The organism is Psychrobacter celer, assembly GCF_016107555.1.
In the GTDB taxonomy this organism is placed as follows: Bacteria; Pseudomonadota; Gammaproteobacteria; order Pseudomonadales; family Moraxellaceae; genus Psychrobacter; species Psychrobacter celer.
On record NZ_JABASU010000014.1, the window covers coordinates 41,120 to 58,622 of the forward strand.

Consider the following 17,503-nt stretch of genomic DNA (forward strand, 5'->3'; position numbering starts at 1 on the left):
AATAGGGCGTTTTAGGCTAAAATCTAGGCGCTCTACATACTCTAACGCAAATAACCAAAATCGAGAGTCTTGATGACTCCATAAGTGTCAACGCTTAGAGCCTATACTGCCCATCTATTTATTTTTCTTCATACTTTACTGATCATACATTACTGACCATAAGGATGTTTCTCGTGAGCAACGCTGATACCTTACGCCAATTACATCAAGACCACTTGAGCAACTACAACACCCAAGAGCAACAAGCCATTGAGCTAATGGGGCTGCTAAATAAGCTTTATAATGAGCAAGACGTACAAGTGACTTTGTTCGGCGAAACGCTAGATACCAGCTCAGTGGGTCAAATATTGGCACTGCATCAAAAAGTAGCATTGCGTGAGCAAGGCGCAAAGACCATCCAGGTCGCTGACACCTTGGCCATGGTAAAAACTTTGGCAGAAAATAAAGGCCTTCAAGCCGCTCGTATCGATGTCGGCCAGCTAATCGCCTCTGACACTGACGTACAGGCTGCCCTGCAAGCCGTCAATCACGAGCAAGGGGCGATGAACAGCGCCACTGACGTGGTATTATACGGTTTTGGCCGTATTGGTCGTATTTTGACTCGCCTATTGTTATCGCAAGCATCTAGTGCCAAAGGCTTGCAGCTAAAAGCCATCGTCGTACGTCCTGCAAAAGCAGGCGATCTGGCCAAGCGTGCGTCGTTGTTAGAGCGCGACTCTATCCATGGCAGTTTTGCTGGCGGCGTGACGGTTGATGAAGACAACAACGGCCTGATCATCAATGGCCGCTTTGTACAAGTGATTTATGCCAATGACCCAAGCACCATCGATTATACCGCTTATGGCATCGCTGATGCGTTGGTAATCGACAACACGGGCATCTGGAAAGACGAAGATGGCCTTGGTAAACACTTGCAATCTACTGGTGTCAAAAAAGTACTCCTAACCGCACCAGCAGGCGGTGATATCAAAAACGTCGTGTATGGTGTCAACAATGACACAGTCGGCGATGATACTATCGTTAGTGCAGCCAGCTGTACCACCAACGCTATTACCCCAACGCTAAAAGTACTAAACGATGAGTACGGTATCGAAAACGGTCACGTCGAGACCATTCACTCATTTACCAATGATCAAAACCTAATTGATAACTATCACAAATCAGACCGCCGCGGCCGTAGTGCCGTATTGAACATGGTCATCACCAGCACAGGCGCTGCAAAAGCAGTCGGTAAAGCGTTACCGGAGCTCAGTGGTAAGCTAACTGGCAATGCCATTCGCGTTCCAACCCCCAACGTGAGTCTTGCGATTTTGAACTTAAATCTAAAAACTGCGCCAGAGAGTGCTGATGCGTTAAATGCGTTTATGCGCAAAATCGCCAACAGTCACACTTGGCAGTCGCAAATCGCTTATACAGACTCGACTGAAGCGGTGTCGACCGACTTTGTTGGGACCACTCATGTCGGTATCGTCGATGCGCAAGCAACTATTTTGACTGATAATCATGCCATCGTATATATCTGGTATGACAACGAAGTAGGCTATAGTACTCAGGTATTGCGTTTGGCTACCCAGATGGCTGGCATTAGCTATACGCAAATTCCTGCATAAAACGTAAGCTAAGCGCTGCAAACTCAAATATAATATAAAGCACCCGATAGTCCGATTGGTTATCGGGTGTTATTGTCATCATGAAGGCTAAGTGCTAACTACCAAATGCTAAGCACCAATAATAGGACTTTGGCAGTCGTCATGACAAACCCCCTAGCAAAAACCTAAAATACAGCCGCTGGTTGTAGCCAGTTATAGACTGGATTGTAAATTAAGGAACGTAAGATGCGATTTATTGATGAAGCCGTCGTAACGGTAAAAGCAGGTGACGGTGGTAACGGAATCGCCAGTTTTCGCCGAGAAAAATATGTCCCACGTGGTGGCCCTGATGGCGGTGATGGTGGTAGCGGCGGTGATGTCTATGTCATTGCTGATGACAACACCAACACCCTAGTGGACTATCGCTATACGCGCCGCTATGATGCAAAACGCGGTGAAAATGGACAAAGTAAAAACTGTTCAGGCAAAGGCTCAGAGGATATTTATTTGCCTGTGCCGGTCGGTACGACGGTGGTCGATACCGAGACGGACGAAGTATTAGGAGATTTGGTCGAAATTGGTCAGACGCTATTGGTTGCTAAGGGCGGCGATGGTGGTCTGGGCAATACCCATTTCAAAAGCTCGACCAACCAAGCACCGCGCAAGGCGACTTCAGGTTTTGAGGGCGAATTAAAAGTACTTAAGTTTGAGCTAAAAGTCGTCGCTGACGTGGGATTGGTCGGTTTGCCCAATGCGGGCAAATCCACCTTTATCCGTCAGGTCTCGGCTGCCAAACCAAAGGTGGCGGATTATCCCTTTACCACGTTGGTGCCAAACTTAGGTGTCGTTGATATCGGTCGCCATCGCTCGTTTGTCATGGCAGATATCCCAGGCTTGATCGAAGGCGCATCCGAAGGGGCTGGGCTGGGTATTCGCTTTTTAAAGCACGTGGCTCGTACGCGTCGTCTGTTACACTTAGTCGATGTCAAGCCCGTCGATGGCAGTGATCCGGTAGAAAACGCCCGCGTGATCTTAAATGAGCTTGAGCGTTTTTCTCCTGAGCTGGCCAACCTCCCGCAGATTTTGGTACTCAACAAAATCGATCAGGTCAATGATGAAGACTTAAACGAGCTGTGTACGCATATTGTGGCTGAGCTTGGCTGGACAGGTATGGTCTTTCGCACCTCTACCTTGACTGGGGAGGGGGTGGACGCGGTCAAATACCACCTGATGAACGATATTGAGCGTGAGCGCGAGCGTGAGATAGAAGACCCTATCTTTGCTGAAGCACAAAAAGAGCGTTTCGCGCGTTTAGAAGAAGAAGTTCGCCTAAATACCGAAGCCCAGCGCGAAGCATATAGAGCCGCTCGCCGAGCTGCGCGTGAAGGCATAGATAACAGCGATGATCGCTTAGATGACGACGAAGATGGCGTTGAGGTGGTTTATGTGCCTTAAGCTATGATGCTTAAGCTGATATACTTAAATGTTTAGAGCAACCCCCGTAATCAATTGACACAAGACACAGGAGTTTATATGGCAGATGACATAGCAAATACGACCGAAGAAGCAAGGTTTATTAAGCAAACTCGCAACTTTGATATTCAGCGCGTTATTGTCAAGATTGGCTCATCGTTATTAACCAATAACGGCCGAGGGCTGGATCGAACTGCCATTTACGAATGGGCCAAGCAAATTGCAAAGCTGCATAAGCAAGGCGTGGAAGTGCTGCTGGTGTCCTCTGGTGCAGTTGCCGAAGGTGTGGTACGTATGAACCTTGAGGAGCGCCCACGGAAGCTTGCCGCCTTGCAAGCGTGTGCATCTATTGGTCAGATGGGTTTGATTGAGACCTGGTGGTCGGCTTTGATTCAACACGGTATCCAAAGCTCACAGCTTTTGCTGACACACGATGATTTGTCCAACCGTAGTCGTTACCTAAATACCACTGGCGCCTTGACCCAATTGTTGGACTGGCGCGTCCTGCCGGTCATCAATGAAAATGATACCATCACTATTGATGAGATTAAGTTTGGTGACAATGACACATTGGGCGCGATGGCAGCGGCGATGGTTAATGCAGATTTGTATATTATCCTCACAGACCAAGAAGGCGTCTTTACAGACAACCCGCGTGACAACCCCAATGCCAAGATGATTCGCCAAGAGCGCGCGATGGCAGATTATTTGTTTGATATCGCAGGTGATGGCGGCAAGCTTGGGCGCGGCGGTATGCTGACTAAGATCCGCGCCGGTCGCCTTGCTGCTATGGGCGGCTGTCCGACGGTGATTGTCAGTGGTGCGATCGATGATGTCATCACGCGAGTGGTCTCAGGCGAGGCGGTGGGTACGCTATTGACCACCAATGATGAAGACAAAATCATCGCCCGCAAACAGTGGCTGGCTGCGCATCTACGCATGTCAGGCACCCTGATCGTCGATGCTGGAGCGGCCAAGGCGGTGGTCGAGCATCATAAGAGCTTATTGCCTGTCGGGGTGGTAGAGGTACGCGGCGATTTTGATGAAGGCGATGTGGTAGAGGTGGTGCACCAAGACACAGGCGAGCGTATCGCGGTCGGCCAAGTCAACTTTTCATCTCGTGATGCGCGCCGTGTGGCTCGTGAGCGAACTGAGGAGTTTGATAAGATACTTGGCAATCATGAAGAGCGCGTGGTCATGGTGCACCGAGACAATCTAGCACTGACCGTCTGATCCTATTTAGCGGTCTGATCGCTATTTTCAATGACGAAGGCGTGTCCTTATTTTTATCGATAGATATTTGATTGAGGACACGCCCTAATAATAAATGGCATTTAAGCTTAAGCTTTGGGCGCTCCTATCAACTCATGAGACGGTTTTTAGTATTTATATGCCGCCATCTATACGTTATCAGCGTTTATCATTTTTTATTCACTTTATTTATCCAGTACAGTATGCAAAGAGATATAAATACTGTGCGGTTTTGGAGATTTGTACATGAGTGCTTCAGACAATAATCATTCGGCTCAGCAAACGTTTGCGCCGTTAAAAAACGATAGATTGCTACGTGCCTTACGCTTTGAGCCTGTTGATACCACCCCTGTTTGGATGATGCGTCAAGCTGGCCGTTATTTACCAGAATATAAAGCCACGCGGGCAGAGGCTGGCGATTTTATGAGCTTGTGTAAAGACACTGCGCGTGCCACCGAGGTCACCTTACAGCCACTGCGTCGTTATGATTTAGATGCGGCGATTTTATTTAGCGATATTTTGACCATTCCTGATGCGATGGGTTTGGGTTTGTACTTTGAGACAGGCGAAGGCCCAAAGTTCAAGTACCCGATTCGTCAGCAGGCAGACCTTGATAGACTGCCAGTGCTGGATATGAATGACTCGCTTGATTATGTCATGCGTGCGGTGACCAGTATTCGTCAGGCGCTAAATGGCCAAGTACCCTTATTTGGGTTTTCTGGTAGCCCTTGGACACTAGCCACTTATATGATCGAAGGCGGCAGCTCAAAGGACTATCGTTATACTAAAGGTTTTTTGTATAGCAATCCTGAGTTTTTGCATCAGTTATTGGATAAGTTGGCTAGCGCAGTGGTGGATTATTTGGATGCTCAAGTGGTCGCTGGTGCTCAGGTTTTACAGCTATTTGATAGCTGGGGCGGCGCGCTTGGTCATCGTCAGTTCGTTGACTTCTCTCATGCCTATAATAAGCGTATCGTCGCTGAGCTAAAGATTCGTCACCCGCAGATCCCAGTGGTGCTATTTACCAAAGGCGGTGGCCTGTGGCTCGATGTGCAAGCAGACAGTCAGGCGGACGCACTCGGGCTAGACTGGACCATGCCGATAGATCGCGCGCGCCAAGTGCTCAATGAGAGCCAGCGTCAATTGACCAAGCAGCACAAAAAACTACAAAGCAGCAAAGCACTACAAGGCAATTTAGATCCAGCAACCTTGTATGGCTCGCCTGCCACCATCCGCGCAGAAGTAACGGCGATGCTCGATAGAGCCTATGCAGATGGCGAAAAAACAGGCTACGTGGCAAACTTAGGTCATGGTATCACGCAGTGGGTCAACCCTGAAAATGCCAAGGTGTTTATTGATGCGGTTCATGACTATAAACTTTAGTTTATAGCGCATGAGCCATGCTTTGATGTGAGAGCAAATTCTTATCGCCAGTCGAATCCCGCAACGGGTACTGTCAACGAGCTTGATGACAGTAGAGCGATACTTGCGTTTGTTTTCTGGCTACTTTATTTTTAGGCATGATGTTACTTAAGTAAAAAAGGATATCTTATGATTTCAGCAGCTATTGTCGGCGGTACAGGCTATACAGGTATTGAGCTTATTCGCTTATTGTCTGCCCACCCCAACGTGTCTCTTGATTTGCTAACGTCACGTAGCGAGGCGGGTACGCGCGCTGATGAGATATTTCCAAGCTTACGCGGTATATCAGACATCGTTTTTAGTGATTTGGGTGAAGATACACTTGGGGCGTTACAAAAGTGCGATGTGGTGTTTTTTGCGACCCCTCATGGAGTGGCGATGAAGCAGGCCGAGGCGCTCACGCAAGTGGGCGTTAAGGTCATCGATTTGGCTGCTGATTTTCGTTTGCAGTCCTTGACGGAGTTTGAGCACTGGTACAAACAATCTCATGCTTGTCCTGAGCTGCTAAAAACGGCTGTTTATGGCTTACCTGAGGTCAATCGTGCCAAGCTTACCGAGGCGCTGGTCGTGGGCAATCCTGGTTGCTATCCTACCACGGCGATTTTAGGTCTCAAGCCTATTATCGAAAAACAAAACACCCAAGCAGATAGGCTGATCGAGCCGCGTATCGTCATTGATGCAAAATCTGGTGTCTCAGGCGCTGGACGTCAGGCAAAACTTGCGCTCAATTATGCCGAAACGACAGATAATTTTAAGGCTTATAGCGTTGAGGGGCATCGTCACCTGCCTGAGATCGAGCAGGGTGTGGCACAGTTACTAGGCAGTCAGTTTACGCATCGCATTCGTTTTTTACCGCATTTGGTGCCGATGATACGCGGTATGCTCAGCTCCATTCATATGGAGATGACAGAGGCTGGGACGGCTATTGACTGGCAGCAAGCCTTCGAGAATGCTTATGCAAGTGAGCCATTTATCGATGTCATGCCCAAAGGCAATTATCCAGATACCCGCAGTGTCCGCGCCAGTAACCGTTTGCGTATAGCGATACATCAAGACAACGAGCGCGCTGAGCTGACAGTGATCGTGGTACAGGACAACCTCGTAAAAGGAGCAGCAGGACAAGCGGTACAAAATATGAATGTCATGTTTGGGCTTGAGGAGTCATTGGGATTGAGTTTTGCACCTATTGTTCCTTAAGGTGTTGTTTTGTTCGCTTTTTTCTCACCTTGTCATTCACATTTATGGTGCTAGGTATTGATTATAAATTCCGCTATACTAACTTGCCCTTACTATTAAGAGATACTGTCTAAATGCGTATTCAGATTGCACTACGCCTTAGCCCGCAGCCAGCATGTGTATCATGCCAAGCCTTTGCTCCATGTGATATAGAGCAAAGGAAGCAGTCTTTTAAAACCAGCGTGGCGAGCAATATCGGGCGCACGCAGCAAGGCGCTTCGTCGTTGGTATTGGCTTTGTTTGTGGTGGTGATACTGGTCACCGCGATTGTGGGGCTGATGTTTGGTCACAAACTTGGCTATCAGCGCGGTACTCACTCGATGCAAAACGAAGCCAAGCAGGCGATCATTGATAGCAAAGAGGCCAGTAAAGAGCTTGAGGATTTGCGTCTGAGTAATAAGGTTGCGACCAATCAAGCCGCCACTGCTAAGCAAGAGCTGGCTATTAGCTTAGCAAACTTACATGAACTGCGTGAAAACCAGCAAGCTCTGACAGTAGAAAATCGCCAACTGACGCAGCTAAATGAGGTGTATGCAGAGGCGCTCACTGAAAAAGGCGGCATGCCACTAAAAGTACTGGGGGCTAAGATTGAGCCGCTACCTGAGAATGCTTTTGAGTATGGGTTTGATATTGGTATGCTCAGTGCGGATGGCTCAGCCAAACGTCTAAGACCAACTTTGACCTTGCTCAATGATGGCGAGCTAGTCGAAGTGCCACTTGATCCGGCAAACCATATGATAGAAGGTATCGTACGTATTCGTGGTCGCTTTATGATGCCATCAGGCTTTAAACCTCTACAAGTCAAACTCAGCTTGCAAGCAGGCAATCAGCAAGTAGAGCAGCTGTATGACTGGAAGCTGGGCGACAGGGTGGACAATATGCCGCTGTCTTTGTTGGATCTGCCTGAGGTAGATAAAAGCCCGATTGAACCAAAGAGTGCGACAGACTAGCGGTCGTCTGTCTGTTCAGGTCGACATCAATAATAGACGATAATAGTCTGCCTGCTTGTTATCACCTTTGTCACTTCTATAACTTCAAACTTACCTTATAATTATACTTTGATTATGATAAAACAAATGACACTACAAGATGCGCCAACGGTATGCGATTGGCACTTTCCAAACCTGCCCGCCCATCGTGCCCAAGATGGTGATACAGAAGAGGAAACCTCACCGCAAGCAGACGTACTGGTGGCTGAGCCAGAAATTGCCAAGCCGCCGATGTATGCGGTGGTCATGTACAACGACAACTACACACCGATGGAGTTTGTGGTGTATGTCCTGCAGTCGGAGTTTCGTCATAGTATGGATGCTGCTGTGGAGATTATGCTGACCATTCATAATAGTAGCAAAGGTATCGCAGGCATCTACCCAAAAGATATCGCTGAAACTAAGGCCAAAAAAGTCAACAGTCTGGCTCACCGCGAAGGGTATCCGTTATTGACCCAAATCGAACCACATCAAGGGGAAGGGTAATAAAGGATAATAGCGACGTCTGATGCCAACACCTTTACGTAAGCCTCAAATTAATACGTTTGGTTTTTGATGGTGTTTATCAGTCATTCCCCCATCACCCAATCAGCATAGTCAAATTCAAGTAACTCAAATATAGGGCTATCAAGTCGCTCAATAAAACAGTGAAAAAAAGAAGCAGTGAGATAAAAAAATGGATATTTTATCTCGCTGTACTGTTTTTATAACCAATTTGCTATCACGTTCCCATTCTTCACCTTACTTCTGTATCTCTGCCTCCTTGTTGTTTGCTTTCTTATCCTGCCTGTTTGTCTATCTTGCTGTCTTGACGCAATATGCTTCGATACATTTTAGTCGATGTTAATAGATTGACTATGGGTAAATATCGTGTTGAGATAAAGAAAAGCGAATATGAGTCATAATGCCCTGTACTCGACTGCTCGGCGCAGGCTTAATCGTCGATAGATGACTCTTTTTATCGGTAAGGGTATCCAAAACAGGGAGGTTATGGTCCGCATTATTGATTTATATCAAGTAATTATGCCGCCATTGCCCTTGAACAATTCATCTATCGCCCTGATTTACTTACTAACTCATTCATAAAGCTATCAATTATAAAGATAGGTACAACCGTAGGAAGCCCTTATGTTAAGTCGTCATCTTGAAGTTTCTTTGCGTTTAGCAATGACGCTTGCGCGCCAAAAATCGCATGAGTATCTCACTGTTGAGCATCTATTGTTGGCGCTACTAGAAAACACTCATGCCGCCAACACCCTAACCGCTTGTAATGCCAATGTTTCAGCACTACGCACCGAGCTTGAGGCTTATATTAATAAGCACACGCCGACGGTGGATGCTGATACCGAGCAATCCCCGCAGCCGACCCAAAGCTTTGATCGCATCTTGCAGCGTGCTATCTTTCACGTACAGTCTATCGGCGGCGGCCGTCTGGTAGAAGGCTCGGATATTCTTGTATCGATGTTTTCAGAGCACGACACCTATGCAGTATATTTGCTCAAAAAGCAAGGCATCAGCCGTCTAGAGCTGACGCAGTATCTCTCGCATGGTCAAGATAAAGATGAACCATCAGAGCCACGTGCATCGATGACAGGTGAGCGCCGCGGTGCCTCAGAAAAGACTAGTAAAGATCCGCTAGTCGAGTTCGCTACCAATCTAAACCAGCGTGCCGCGGAAGGTAAGACCGATCCGCTTATCGGCCGCGCGTCTGAGATTGAGCGGGCGGCACAAGTGCTATGCCGTCGCCGCAAAAACAACCCGCTATTGGTGGGCGAGCCAGGCGTAGGTAAGACCTCTATCGCTGAAGGTTTGGCGTGGCTTATCATCAACGAAAAAGCGCCAAAGCCATTGAATGGCTGCGTGATTTATAGTCTGGATATCGGCGCGCTTATCGCTGGCACCAAGTATCGCGGTGATTTTGAGAAGCGCATGAAATCCTTGCTTGATGCGCTAAAGAAAAAACCCAATGCGATTTTGTTTATTGATGAGATTCATATGATTATCGGTGCAGGGTCATCGATGAGTAGCAATATGGATGTCTCAAACCTGATCAAGCCGGCCCTTGCCAATGGCGAGCTGCGCTGTATCGGCTCGACCACCTTTACCGAGTATCGTCAGTTGTTTGAAAAGGATCATGCTCTTTCTCGTCGTTTCCAAAAAATCGACGTAAAAGAGCCAAGTGTCGACGATACTATCGATATTTTACGCGGGCTTAAACCGCGTTACGAAGAGTTTCACAATGTCGAATATAGTGATGAAGCATTGGTCACAGCAGTTCAATTGTCAGCCAAGCACATCCATGAGCGTTTTTTGCCAGACAAGGCGATAGATGTCATCGATGAGGCAGGTGCCTATAAGCGTTTGGGTGTCGTCCCTGATTCTGATGATGTCGCGGCAGAAGAAAGCTTCATCGCTGATTTAGAGCAGGATTTTGATACACCAGTTGCAGCAACGGACGATGCTGAGACAGACTATAGCAGCGAGATGCAAGCGGAGGCAAACACTGCCAAAGCCGATGATCAAGCCTATGCGAACGAGAAGTCTCATGAGGACTCTCAAGCCACTGAGGTGAAAAAAGCACCGATGAAAATCGATGTGGCAGATATCGAAGCCATCATTGCTAAGCTTGCCCGTATTCCGCCCAAATCGGTGTCCAGTGATGACAAGAGTATCTTGGAGCACTTGGACCGTGACCTTAAGCACTTGGTGTTTGGTCAGGATGAAGCCATCACGACTTTGGCAGATGCCATCAAGCTGTCGCGAGCTGGACTCAAAGCGCCAGACAAGCCGATTGGCTCGTTTATGTTTGCCGGCCCAACAGGGGTAGGTAAGACAGAAGTATCGCGTCAGTTGGCCAACCTGCTCGGCGTGGAGCTGGTACGTTTTGATATGTCAGAATACATGGAAGCGCACACCGCATCACGTTTGATTGGCGCGCCTCCTGGCTATGTTGGCTATGATCAAGGCGGTTTGCTGACCGAAAAAATCAATCAGCATCCGCATTGCGTGCTGCTACTAGATGAGATCGAAAAAGCCCACCCTGATGTCTTTAACTTGCTACTGCAGGTGATGGACCATGGTACGTTGACGGATAATAATGGCCGCGTTGCTGTCTTTAAGCAGGTGATTATCATCATGACGACCAACGTCGGTGCGGAGAGTATCAGCCGCTCGTCCATGGGCTTTACCCAGCAAGATCATAGCCGTGACAATACTGAGGCGTTAAAACGGGTCTTTACCCCTGAGTTCCGCAACCGTTTGGATGCGATTATTCAGTTCAACCCATTAGATACCTCGGTCGTGGTATCAGTGGTCGATAAGTTCTTGGTTGAGCTACAAGTACAGCTCGATGACAAACAAGTGACATTAGAGATCGACGATGACGTACGTGACTATCTGGCGGACAAAGGCTATGATCGTCTAATGGGGGCGCGTCCGATGCAGCGCTTGATACAGGATGAAATCAAAAAGCCGCTTGCGAGTATGATTTTGTTTGGTGACTTGGTCAATGGCGGGGTCGTACATCTGACCTTGGCACCTGAGGCACAAGATGAAAACGCTGTTGCATTAGAAAAAGATCAGAGCGCCAATACAGGCTCAGCAGACAGTCGTATCGTGCTGACGGTGGTGGAGACGCACGAGCCACACCCAGACTCTGAGTCATTAGCTAGCTAAGGCTTTGCTACTAATATAATAAGAACGGTTACCATGTTCGTGCGGTAGCCGTTTTTTTATTGTTATAATTCATCATCTCATTTTTATTTATGTTGATTGATTTTACTAAAAGTAAGGGTCTTGTAGGTAGTAGCCAGCTAACTTTTATAGATAGTGAACCCATTTAGATAACTATCGATTGAATTGAAGACACGCCCTATATAACAACTAAAAAAGGACACAGTATGGAACCTCTCGATGCAAAGGCGCCAAAAACAGCCGCACAAAAAAAAGCCATCTTAGACAAAGTACGTTTGCCAGAAGACTGGAAGATGGCCTTGGCAGATGAGCTGACTTCTGAGAATATGGACAACCTACGGGCTTTTTTAAAGGAAGCTTATCAGTCGCCAGATAGTATCTATCCACCAGCGCCACTGATGTTTAATGCTTTTAATCTCACGCCATTATCTCGCGTTAAAGTGGTCATCTTAGGGCAAGACCCTTATCATCGCCCAGGTCAGGCCATGGGATTGTCGTTTTCGGTACCCAAATCCATTCCAAAACCGCCGTCACTCAACAACTTGCTAAAAGAGATGGCCGATGATATCGGTGTTCAGCCATCAGCGCATGGGGACTTGACTTATTGGGCGCAGCAAGGTGTATTACTACTCAACAGTGCGTTGACTGTGCGAGAAGGTGAGCCAAACAGTCATCAAAATCAAGGTTGGGAGCAATTTACCGATACAGTGATCGATGTGATCAACGAACAAACAGAGCATACGGTGTTTATTTTGTGGGGTAGTAAAGCCCAGAAAAAAGGCAAATACATCCATGCTGATAAACATTTGATTTTAACCGCTGTCCACCCATCGCCGCTGGCGGCAAACCGTGGCGGATTTTTTGGCACCAAGCCGTTTTCGAAGACCAATGATTATCTCCGGCAGCATGGCCGTACCCCCATTGATTGGCAGTTGCCACAGTAGTTATCTATGACCATTCCTTTTTTTGCCGCAGAGACACTGCAAGCACATCATTGTTGTCTGCCTGATGGTATTAGTTACCACTCAAGCCCTGATAGCTTGTCTGTGGACGTTGCTGGTAGCCGTGCTCGACATCAGCTTGAGCTGAGCACTCAGCAGTTTTGGACGCTAGAAGATGTACAGTGGATGCATCAAGCATTGGCATTGGCTCAGCGCGGCGCTGAGCTGGGCGAGGTGCCAGTTGGCGCGATACTGGTACATGAGCAGCAGATGATTGGTAAAGGCTTTAATGAGCCAATCGGTCGCCATGATGCCACCGCTCATGCCGAGATAGTCGCTCTAAGAGATGCCTGTAGCCACCTAAAAAACTACCGCCTACCATCAAACACCACCTTGTACGTGACCTTAGAGCCTTGCACCATGTGTATGGGCGCGCTAATCCATGCGCGAGTGGCGCGGCTGGTGTATGCAGCAAATGAGCCGCGAGCTGGCATGGTGGGTAGTCAGATGGATCTATCGGCACAAGATTTTTATAATCATGTCATTACCGTACAACGGGGTTTGTGCAGTGAGCATAGCAGTCAGCTACTTAAGCGGTTTTTTCGAGCTCGTCGTCAGCTGGCCAAGCAAAAAAAAATCAGATGTTAAAAAATAAGGGCTTTTGCGTCTCTACAAAACATACTGCCTGCAAATATAAGCATCAGTTATGGTGATGATAGGGTTTTCTTGCTATAATATCGCCCTATTTGACGCTGCGATTATCAGATGGCTGTTAAGCGTTTGATAAGGTGGTGAATATCGCGCTGTCCTTAGCAGTGGGCGATATATGTTGTTTTTATAATTGAGTAAACATGATGACTGTCTCTACACCTGACTTTACGCCTGATAATGCTTTGCAGGATTGTGATCCCTCTGAGCAAGCGGTACAGCGTTATCCCGTGATATGTATTGATGGTCCAAGCGGGGCGGGTAAAGGCACAGTCACCTGGCGCTTAGCGCAAGCATTGGGTTATCAGTTATTAGACTCAGGGGCGCTATACCGCATCGTCGGGCTCAAAGCCTTTGAAGCAGGATTGCTCGGTGCCGATGGCTGTCAAGACATTGATGAGCAGGCAGTACTGACATTAACCCAAGGTTTAGATATCGTGTTTGTGCCCAATGAGGCATCAGGCCGCGTAGATATCATCGTCAATGGCGATGCCGTTGGCGAGCAAGTCCGTAACGAAACCGTTGGCGGTTATGCCTCAAAGATCGCGGTATTCCCTAAAGTGCGTCAGGCGCTGCTCACGCTGCAGCAAAAAATGGCCAGTCGCTCAGGGCTGGTCGCTGATGGCCGCGATATGGGAACAGTGGTATTCCCTGATGCCGATGTTAAGGTATACTTGACAGCCAGTGCCAAAGCGCGTGCTGAGCGCCGTGTCACGCAGCTACTAAGTGCAGGGCAAACCGCAGATTTTGAGGCGATTTTAGCAACGATCAAAGCGCGTGACGAGCGTGATGAAAACCGCGCGACAGCACCGTCGAAGCCTGCCAAGGACGCTTTATTATTAGACAGCTCATGTTTGGATGCCGACAGCGTATATGAACAAGTCAAAAAATACTGTCAGGACAAAGGCATTTGTTTTAATAATTAATAAAAACAATACAGTAACTACCAACTCACTACCAAAAAATTTGCTACAAGCTTTGGTTTTAGTATAAAATTGTATAAGTAAAGATGTGCAATAAGCCAAAGTCAATATTGAACCAATAGTAAAAATATGAGCGGGCAGTAAAGACAGTTGTTGCTAATGAGTGTGGTGAGATGCTCGCTTATTAGCAACAAAGGTTTTTTATATGACTGCATAAGATATAAAACCAGTATTCTCGTTTTATGCAATCATAAATTTGATCCGTACTGTGCTGGACAGGATACGGCTATACAAAGGTAGACATAATGGAATCATTTGCTGAACTATTTGAAGCGAGCATTGAAGAGCAGGGTCTGGATATCGAGCGTGGCTCGGTTATTACAGGTACTGTTGTGGCCATCGATAGCGATTGGATCACAGTAGATACTGGTCTTAAATCTGAAGGTATCGTCGCTCGTGAAGAGTTTTTAAGCGAAGAAGGCGAACTTGAAGTTGAAGTTGGCGATAGCGTTGATGTCGTGGTTGAAGCGGTTGATAATGGTATGGGTCAAACCCTACTATCACGCGAAAAAGCCAAGCGCGTCGAGACGTGGAATGTCCTTGAAAAAATCTATGATAACGATGAGATCGTAAAAGGTATCATTTCTAGCAAAGTAAAAGGTGGTTTTACTGTAGACGTGGGTTCAGTACGCGCGTTCTTACCAGGCTCATTGGTTGATGTACGTCCGATTCGTGACACCACACATCTTGAAGGCAAAGAGCTAGAATTCAAAGTCATCAAGCTTGACCAAAAACGTAACAACGTTGTGGTTAGCCGCCGTGCAGTAATGGAAGCTGAAAACTCAGCTGAGCGCGAAGAGCTATTGAACAAGCTTGAAGAAGGTATCGAGATCGAAGGTATCGTCAAAAACCTAACTGATTACGGTGCGTTTGTTGATCTTGGTGGTATCGATGGCTTGCTACACATCACTGACATGGCATGGCGCCGTATCAAGCACCCATCTGAGGTGGTTGAAGTTGGTCAAGACCTAAAAGTTAAAGTATTGAAGTTTGACCGTGAGCGCAACCGCGTAAGCCTAGGTCTAAAACAACTTGGTACCGATCCTTGGGACAACGTTGGCGGTACTTACCCAGTTGGTAGTATTGTTAAAGCTCGCGTTACCAACTTAACTGACTATGGTTGCTTTGCTGAGATCTCTGAAGGTATCGAAGGTCTAGTACACGTATCCGAGATGGATCACACCAACAAAAACATCCATCCATCAAAAGTTGTACAAGTGGGTGATGAAGTTGACGTGATGATTCTAGATATTGATGAAGAGCGTCGTCGTATCAGCTTGGGTATCAAGCAAACCCTAGCAAACCCATGGGAAGAGTTTGATAAGAAACATGAGCGTGGCGATAAAATCACTGGTACTATCAAGTCCATCACTGACTTTGGTATCTTTATCGGTCTAGATGGCGGTATCGACGGTTTGGTTCACTTGTCTGATATCTCTTGGAACGAAACGGGCGAAGAAGCAATCCGCAACTACAACAAAGGCGACACCGTTGAAGCTATGGTATTGTCTGTAGATGCAGAAGCGAACCGTATCAGCCTAGGCGTGAAGCAGTTAAGCTCAGATCCATTCAACGAATACCTAGTCGCTAATGACCGCGGTGCTATCGTCAATGGTAAAGTGAAAGAAGTAGACGCTAAAGGTGCTACTATCGAGCTTGCTGATGAAGTTGAAGCGTACTTACGTGCCTCTGAGATTCAGCGTGATCGTGTCGAAGATGCAACCAAGCATCTAAGCGTTGGTGATGACGTTGAAGCGAAGATCATCAGTGTGGATCGTAAGACTCGCAACATCAATTTGTCTATCAAAGCAAAAGACGAAGCTGAAGAGCGTCAAGCGATCAAAGATCTAGGTAGCAATGCGCCACAAGCAGCTGATGCTCAACCAAAAACCATTGGTGATTTGATCAAAGAGCAAATGCAGTAAGCGACAAGTTATTGATCTAAAAGTAATATAAAAAAAGCGACTCCGGTCGCTTTTTTTTATGAATGGGTGTTTGTTATGCGTTACATCTTCAAGGTTTTTGCGAAAAACAGAGCAAACTCTTATTTCCATTTATGATAATATCCGCTATCATTTGCAACATTGAGTAACGAGATGTAAATCACTGCTTACTGATGAGAGCCGTATTAGCACTATTGACCGTTATTTTGCTTTTTGTGTCGATTTTCAGTATGGTCTTATACGGCTATATGAAGGGTTAAAACCTTTAAAAACCTTTAAAAAATAGTAACTTGGTTTACAATCATCTTATCCATCAATTAACAAGGCAAGCGTAACAATGCAGCAAGCGATTAATAAGTCTGAATTTATTAGTAATTTGAGTGCGAACTGTGACAATATGACTGATAGCGTGGTCGATGATGCAGTGCGTGAAATATTAAACCTAATGACCGATACACTGGCCAATGATGGCCGAGTAGAAGTGCGTGGGTTTGGTAGCTTTTGTTTACATCATCGCCGTGCCCGTATGGGCCGCAATCCTAAGACTGGGGAGAGTGTACCGGTACCTGCCAAAGCCATTCCGCATTTCAAGCCAGGCAAAGCCCTGCGCGAAGCGGTCAATGACAAAGTAGCTAATGGATAGATAATACGATCATTATGGCAGCGTTGGGTAGTATTCATTAACAGTAGCGTGCCAGTCAAAAAGTAGCATCGCTGTTTGTGACAAAACGCGGTCTTTGAGTCCTTTGCAACCCATCAAACCAAGGTATATGTCTTATGCGCTTTTTACTGTTTGTACTACTGTTTTTAAGCTTCGCTTATTCATTAGGGTTGGTATTGGCCAATAATACCGAGGTTGGCGTAAATTTACTGTTTTCACAAGCGCCGACGATGAATTTGGGCTTATTACTGATCCTGTGTCTGATATTAGGTATTGTGATTGGTATGCTACTTGCGCTGCTGCTCTTTCGTGTTTTACAAAACAAATGGGAAATATCACGTCTACAAAAAGCCAATGCCAATCTGCAAGAACAACTGACGCAAGCCAATGTGGTCATCGATCGTCAAGCGACTGCGCCTTCAGTAGAAGAGGCGGTGTATGGTTCGACAGCGACCAACGTGCACGATAATCACGCTGCTCAAGAGGAAGCGGCGACACTGACCAAACAAAAACGTGACTAAATCTGACTAAGTCTGAATAGAGCGTCAGCTAGGCACCTTATGATACAAACTTGCGAGACAGGTGAATTGATAGCCATGCGTTTGGTCGCTATT

General features: G+C 46.9%; 14 protein-coding genes. All 14 read left to right on the forward strand.

What is annotated here, in order from left to right; genetic code table 11:
- The first annotated feature begins 164 nt into the window (after positions 1 to 164).
- Positions 165 to 1,610: a glyceraldehyde-3-phosphate dehydrogenase gene (locus tag JFC05_RS07925; RefSeq protein ID WP_198336483.1), complete on the forward strand. Its 1,446-nt coding sequence runs from the start codon at positions 165 to 167 to the stop codon at positions 1,608 to 1,610.
- 225 nt (positions 1,611 to 1,835) lie between these two features.
- Positions 1,836 to 3,044 (forward strand): Obg family GTPase CgtA, encoded by a 1,209-nt coding sequence (cgtA, locus tag JFC05_RS07930; protein WP_198336484.1) that lies wholly within the window; start codon positions 1,836 to 1,838, stop codon positions 3,042 to 3,044.
- A 78-nt stretch (positions 3,045 to 3,122) separates the two neighbouring features.
- On the forward strand, positions 3,123 to 4,295 hold the full coding sequence (gene proB / locus JFC05_RS07935) for a glutamate 5-kinase (RefSeq protein WP_192993816.1): 1,173 nt from the start codon (positions 3,123 to 3,125) through the stop codon (positions 4,293 to 4,295).
- 264 nt (positions 4,296 to 4,559) lie between these two features.
- On the forward strand, positions 4,560 to 5,696 hold the full coding sequence (gene hemE, locus JFC05_RS07940) for a uroporphyrinogen decarboxylase (RefSeq protein ID WP_198336485.1): 1,137 nt from the start codon (positions 4,560 to 4,562) through the stop codon (positions 5,694 to 5,696).
- Positions 5,697 to 5,864: 168 nt separating this feature from the next.
- On the forward strand, positions 5,865 to 6,932 hold the full coding sequence (gene argC / locus JFC05_RS07945; protein WP_198336486.1) for an N-acetyl-gamma-glutamyl-phosphate reductase: 1,068 nt from the start codon (positions 5,865 to 5,867) through the stop codon (positions 6,930 to 6,932).
- A 113-nt stretch (positions 6,933 to 7,045) separates the two neighbouring features.
- Entirely contained in the window at positions 7,046 to 7,921 is an 876-nt protein-coding gene (locus tag JFC05_RS07950; RefSeq protein WP_198336487.1) for a hypothetical protein, read from the forward strand.
- A gap of 126 nt (positions 7,922 to 8,047) precedes the next feature.
- Positions 8,048 to 8,446, forward strand: coding sequence for an ATP-dependent Clp protease adaptor ClpS (locus JFC05_RS07955; protein ID WP_192993808.1), 399 nt, complete (start codon positions 8,048 to 8,050; stop codon positions 8,444 to 8,446).
- Between the two features lie 642 nt (positions 8,447 to 9,088).
- The gene (gene clpA / locus JFC05_RS07960; RefSeq protein WP_198336488.1) at positions 9,089 to 11,635 is read left to right on the forward strand and encodes an ATP-dependent Clp protease ATP-binding subunit ClpA; all 2,547 of its coding nucleotides are present in this window, start codon (positions 9,089 to 9,091) and stop codon (positions 11,633 to 11,635) included.
- A 224-nt stretch (positions 11,636 to 11,859) separates the two neighbouring features.
- Positions 11,860 to 12,597, forward strand: a complete 738-nt coding sequence (locus tag JFC05_RS07965) for a uracil-DNA glycosylase (RefSeq protein WP_198336489.1) — start codon at positions 11,860 to 11,862, stop codon at positions 12,595 to 12,597.
- A 6-nt stretch (positions 12,598 to 12,603) separates the two neighbouring features.
- The gene (gene tadA / locus JFC05_RS07970) at positions 12,604 to 13,242 is read left to right on the forward strand and encodes a tRNA adenosine(34) deaminase TadA (protein WP_198336490.1); all 639 of its coding nucleotides are present in this window, start codon (positions 12,604 to 12,606) and stop codon (positions 13,240 to 13,242) included.
- Positions 13,243 to 13,448: 206 nt separating this feature from the next.
- Positions 13,449 to 14,228 carry a (d)CMP kinase gene (gene cmk, locus JFC05_RS07975; RefSeq protein WP_198336505.1) on the forward strand — a complete coding sequence of 260 codons (780 nt, stop codon included), beginning with the start codon at positions 13,449 to 13,451 and terminating at the stop codon, positions 14,226 to 14,228.
- Positions 14,229 to 14,530: 302 nt separating this feature from the next.
- Positions 14,531 to 16,210 (forward strand): 30S ribosomal protein S1, encoded by a 1,680-nt coding sequence (gene rpsA, locus JFC05_RS07980; protein WP_075100700.1) that lies wholly within the window; start codon positions 14,531 to 14,533, stop codon positions 16,208 to 16,210.
- 355 nt (positions 16,211 to 16,565) lie between these two features.
- On the forward strand, positions 16,566 to 16,871 hold the full coding sequence (locus JFC05_RS07985; RefSeq protein WP_075100701.1) for an integration host factor subunit beta: 306 nt from the start codon (positions 16,566 to 16,568) through the stop codon (positions 16,869 to 16,871).
- Positions 16,872 to 17,005: 134 nt separating this feature from the next.
- Entirely contained in the window at positions 17,006 to 17,410 is a 405-nt protein-coding gene (locus JFC05_RS07990) for a lipopolysaccharide assembly protein LapA domain-containing protein (protein ID WP_198336491.1), read from the forward strand.
- Positions 17,411 to 17,503: the final 93 nt, after the last annotated feature.

What these genes read in the sequence shown, in the direction of transcription:
- proB (WP_192993816.1), top strand. Translation starts at nt 3,123, where the DNA reads ATGGCAGATGACATAGCAAATACGACCGAAGAAGCAAGGTTTATTAAG.
- cgtA (WP_198336484.1), top strand. Translation starts at nt 1,836, where the DNA reads ATGCGATTTATTGATGAAGCCGTCGTAACGGTAAAAGCAGGTGACGGT.
- JFC05_RS07965 (WP_198336489.1), top strand. Translation starts at nt 11,860, where the DNA reads ATGGAACCTCTCGATGCAAAGGCGCCAAAAACAGCCGCACAAAAAAAA.
- JFC05_RS07925 (WP_198336483.1), top strand. Translation starts at nt 165, where the DNA reads ATGTTTCTCGTGAGCAACGCTGATACCTTACGCCAATTACATCAAGAC.
- tadA (WP_198336490.1), top strand. Translation starts at nt 12,604, where the DNA reads ATGACCATTCCTTTTTTTGCCGCAGAGACACTGCAAGCACATCATTGT.
- hemE (WP_198336485.1), top strand. Translation starts at nt 4,560, where the DNA reads ATGAGTGCTTCAGACAATAATCATTCGGCTCAGCAAACGTTTGCGCCG.
- JFC05_RS07985 (WP_075100701.1), top strand. Translation starts at nt 16,566, where the DNA reads ATGCAGCAAGCGATTAATAAGTCTGAATTTATTAGTAATTTGAGTGCG.
- JFC05_RS07950 (WP_198336487.1), top strand. Translation starts at nt 7,046, where the DNA reads ATGCGTATTCAGATTGCACTACGCCTTAGCCCGCAGCCAGCATGTGTA.
- clpA (WP_198336488.1), top strand. Translation starts at nt 9,089, where the DNA reads ATGTTAAGTCGTCATCTTGAAGTTTCTTTGCGTTTAGCAATGACGCTT.
- JFC05_RS07990 (WP_198336491.1), top strand. Translation starts at nt 17,006, where the DNA reads ATGCGCTTTTTACTGTTTGTACTACTGTTTTTAAGCTTCGCTTATTCA.
- argC (WP_198336486.1), top strand. Translation starts at nt 5,865, where the DNA reads ATGATTTCAGCAGCTATTGTCGGCGGTACAGGCTATACAGGTATTGAG.
- JFC05_RS07955 (WP_192993808.1), top strand. Translation starts at nt 8,048, where the DNA reads ATGACACTACAAGATGCGCCAACGGTATGCGATTGGCACTTTCCAAAC.
- rpsA (WP_075100700.1), top strand. Translation starts at nt 14,531, where the DNA reads ATGGAATCATTTGCTGAACTATTTGAAGCGAGCATTGAAGAGCAGGGT.
- cmk (WP_198336505.1), top strand. Translation starts at nt 13,449, where the DNA reads ATGACTGTCTCTACACCTGACTTTACGCCTGATAATGCTTTGCAGGAT.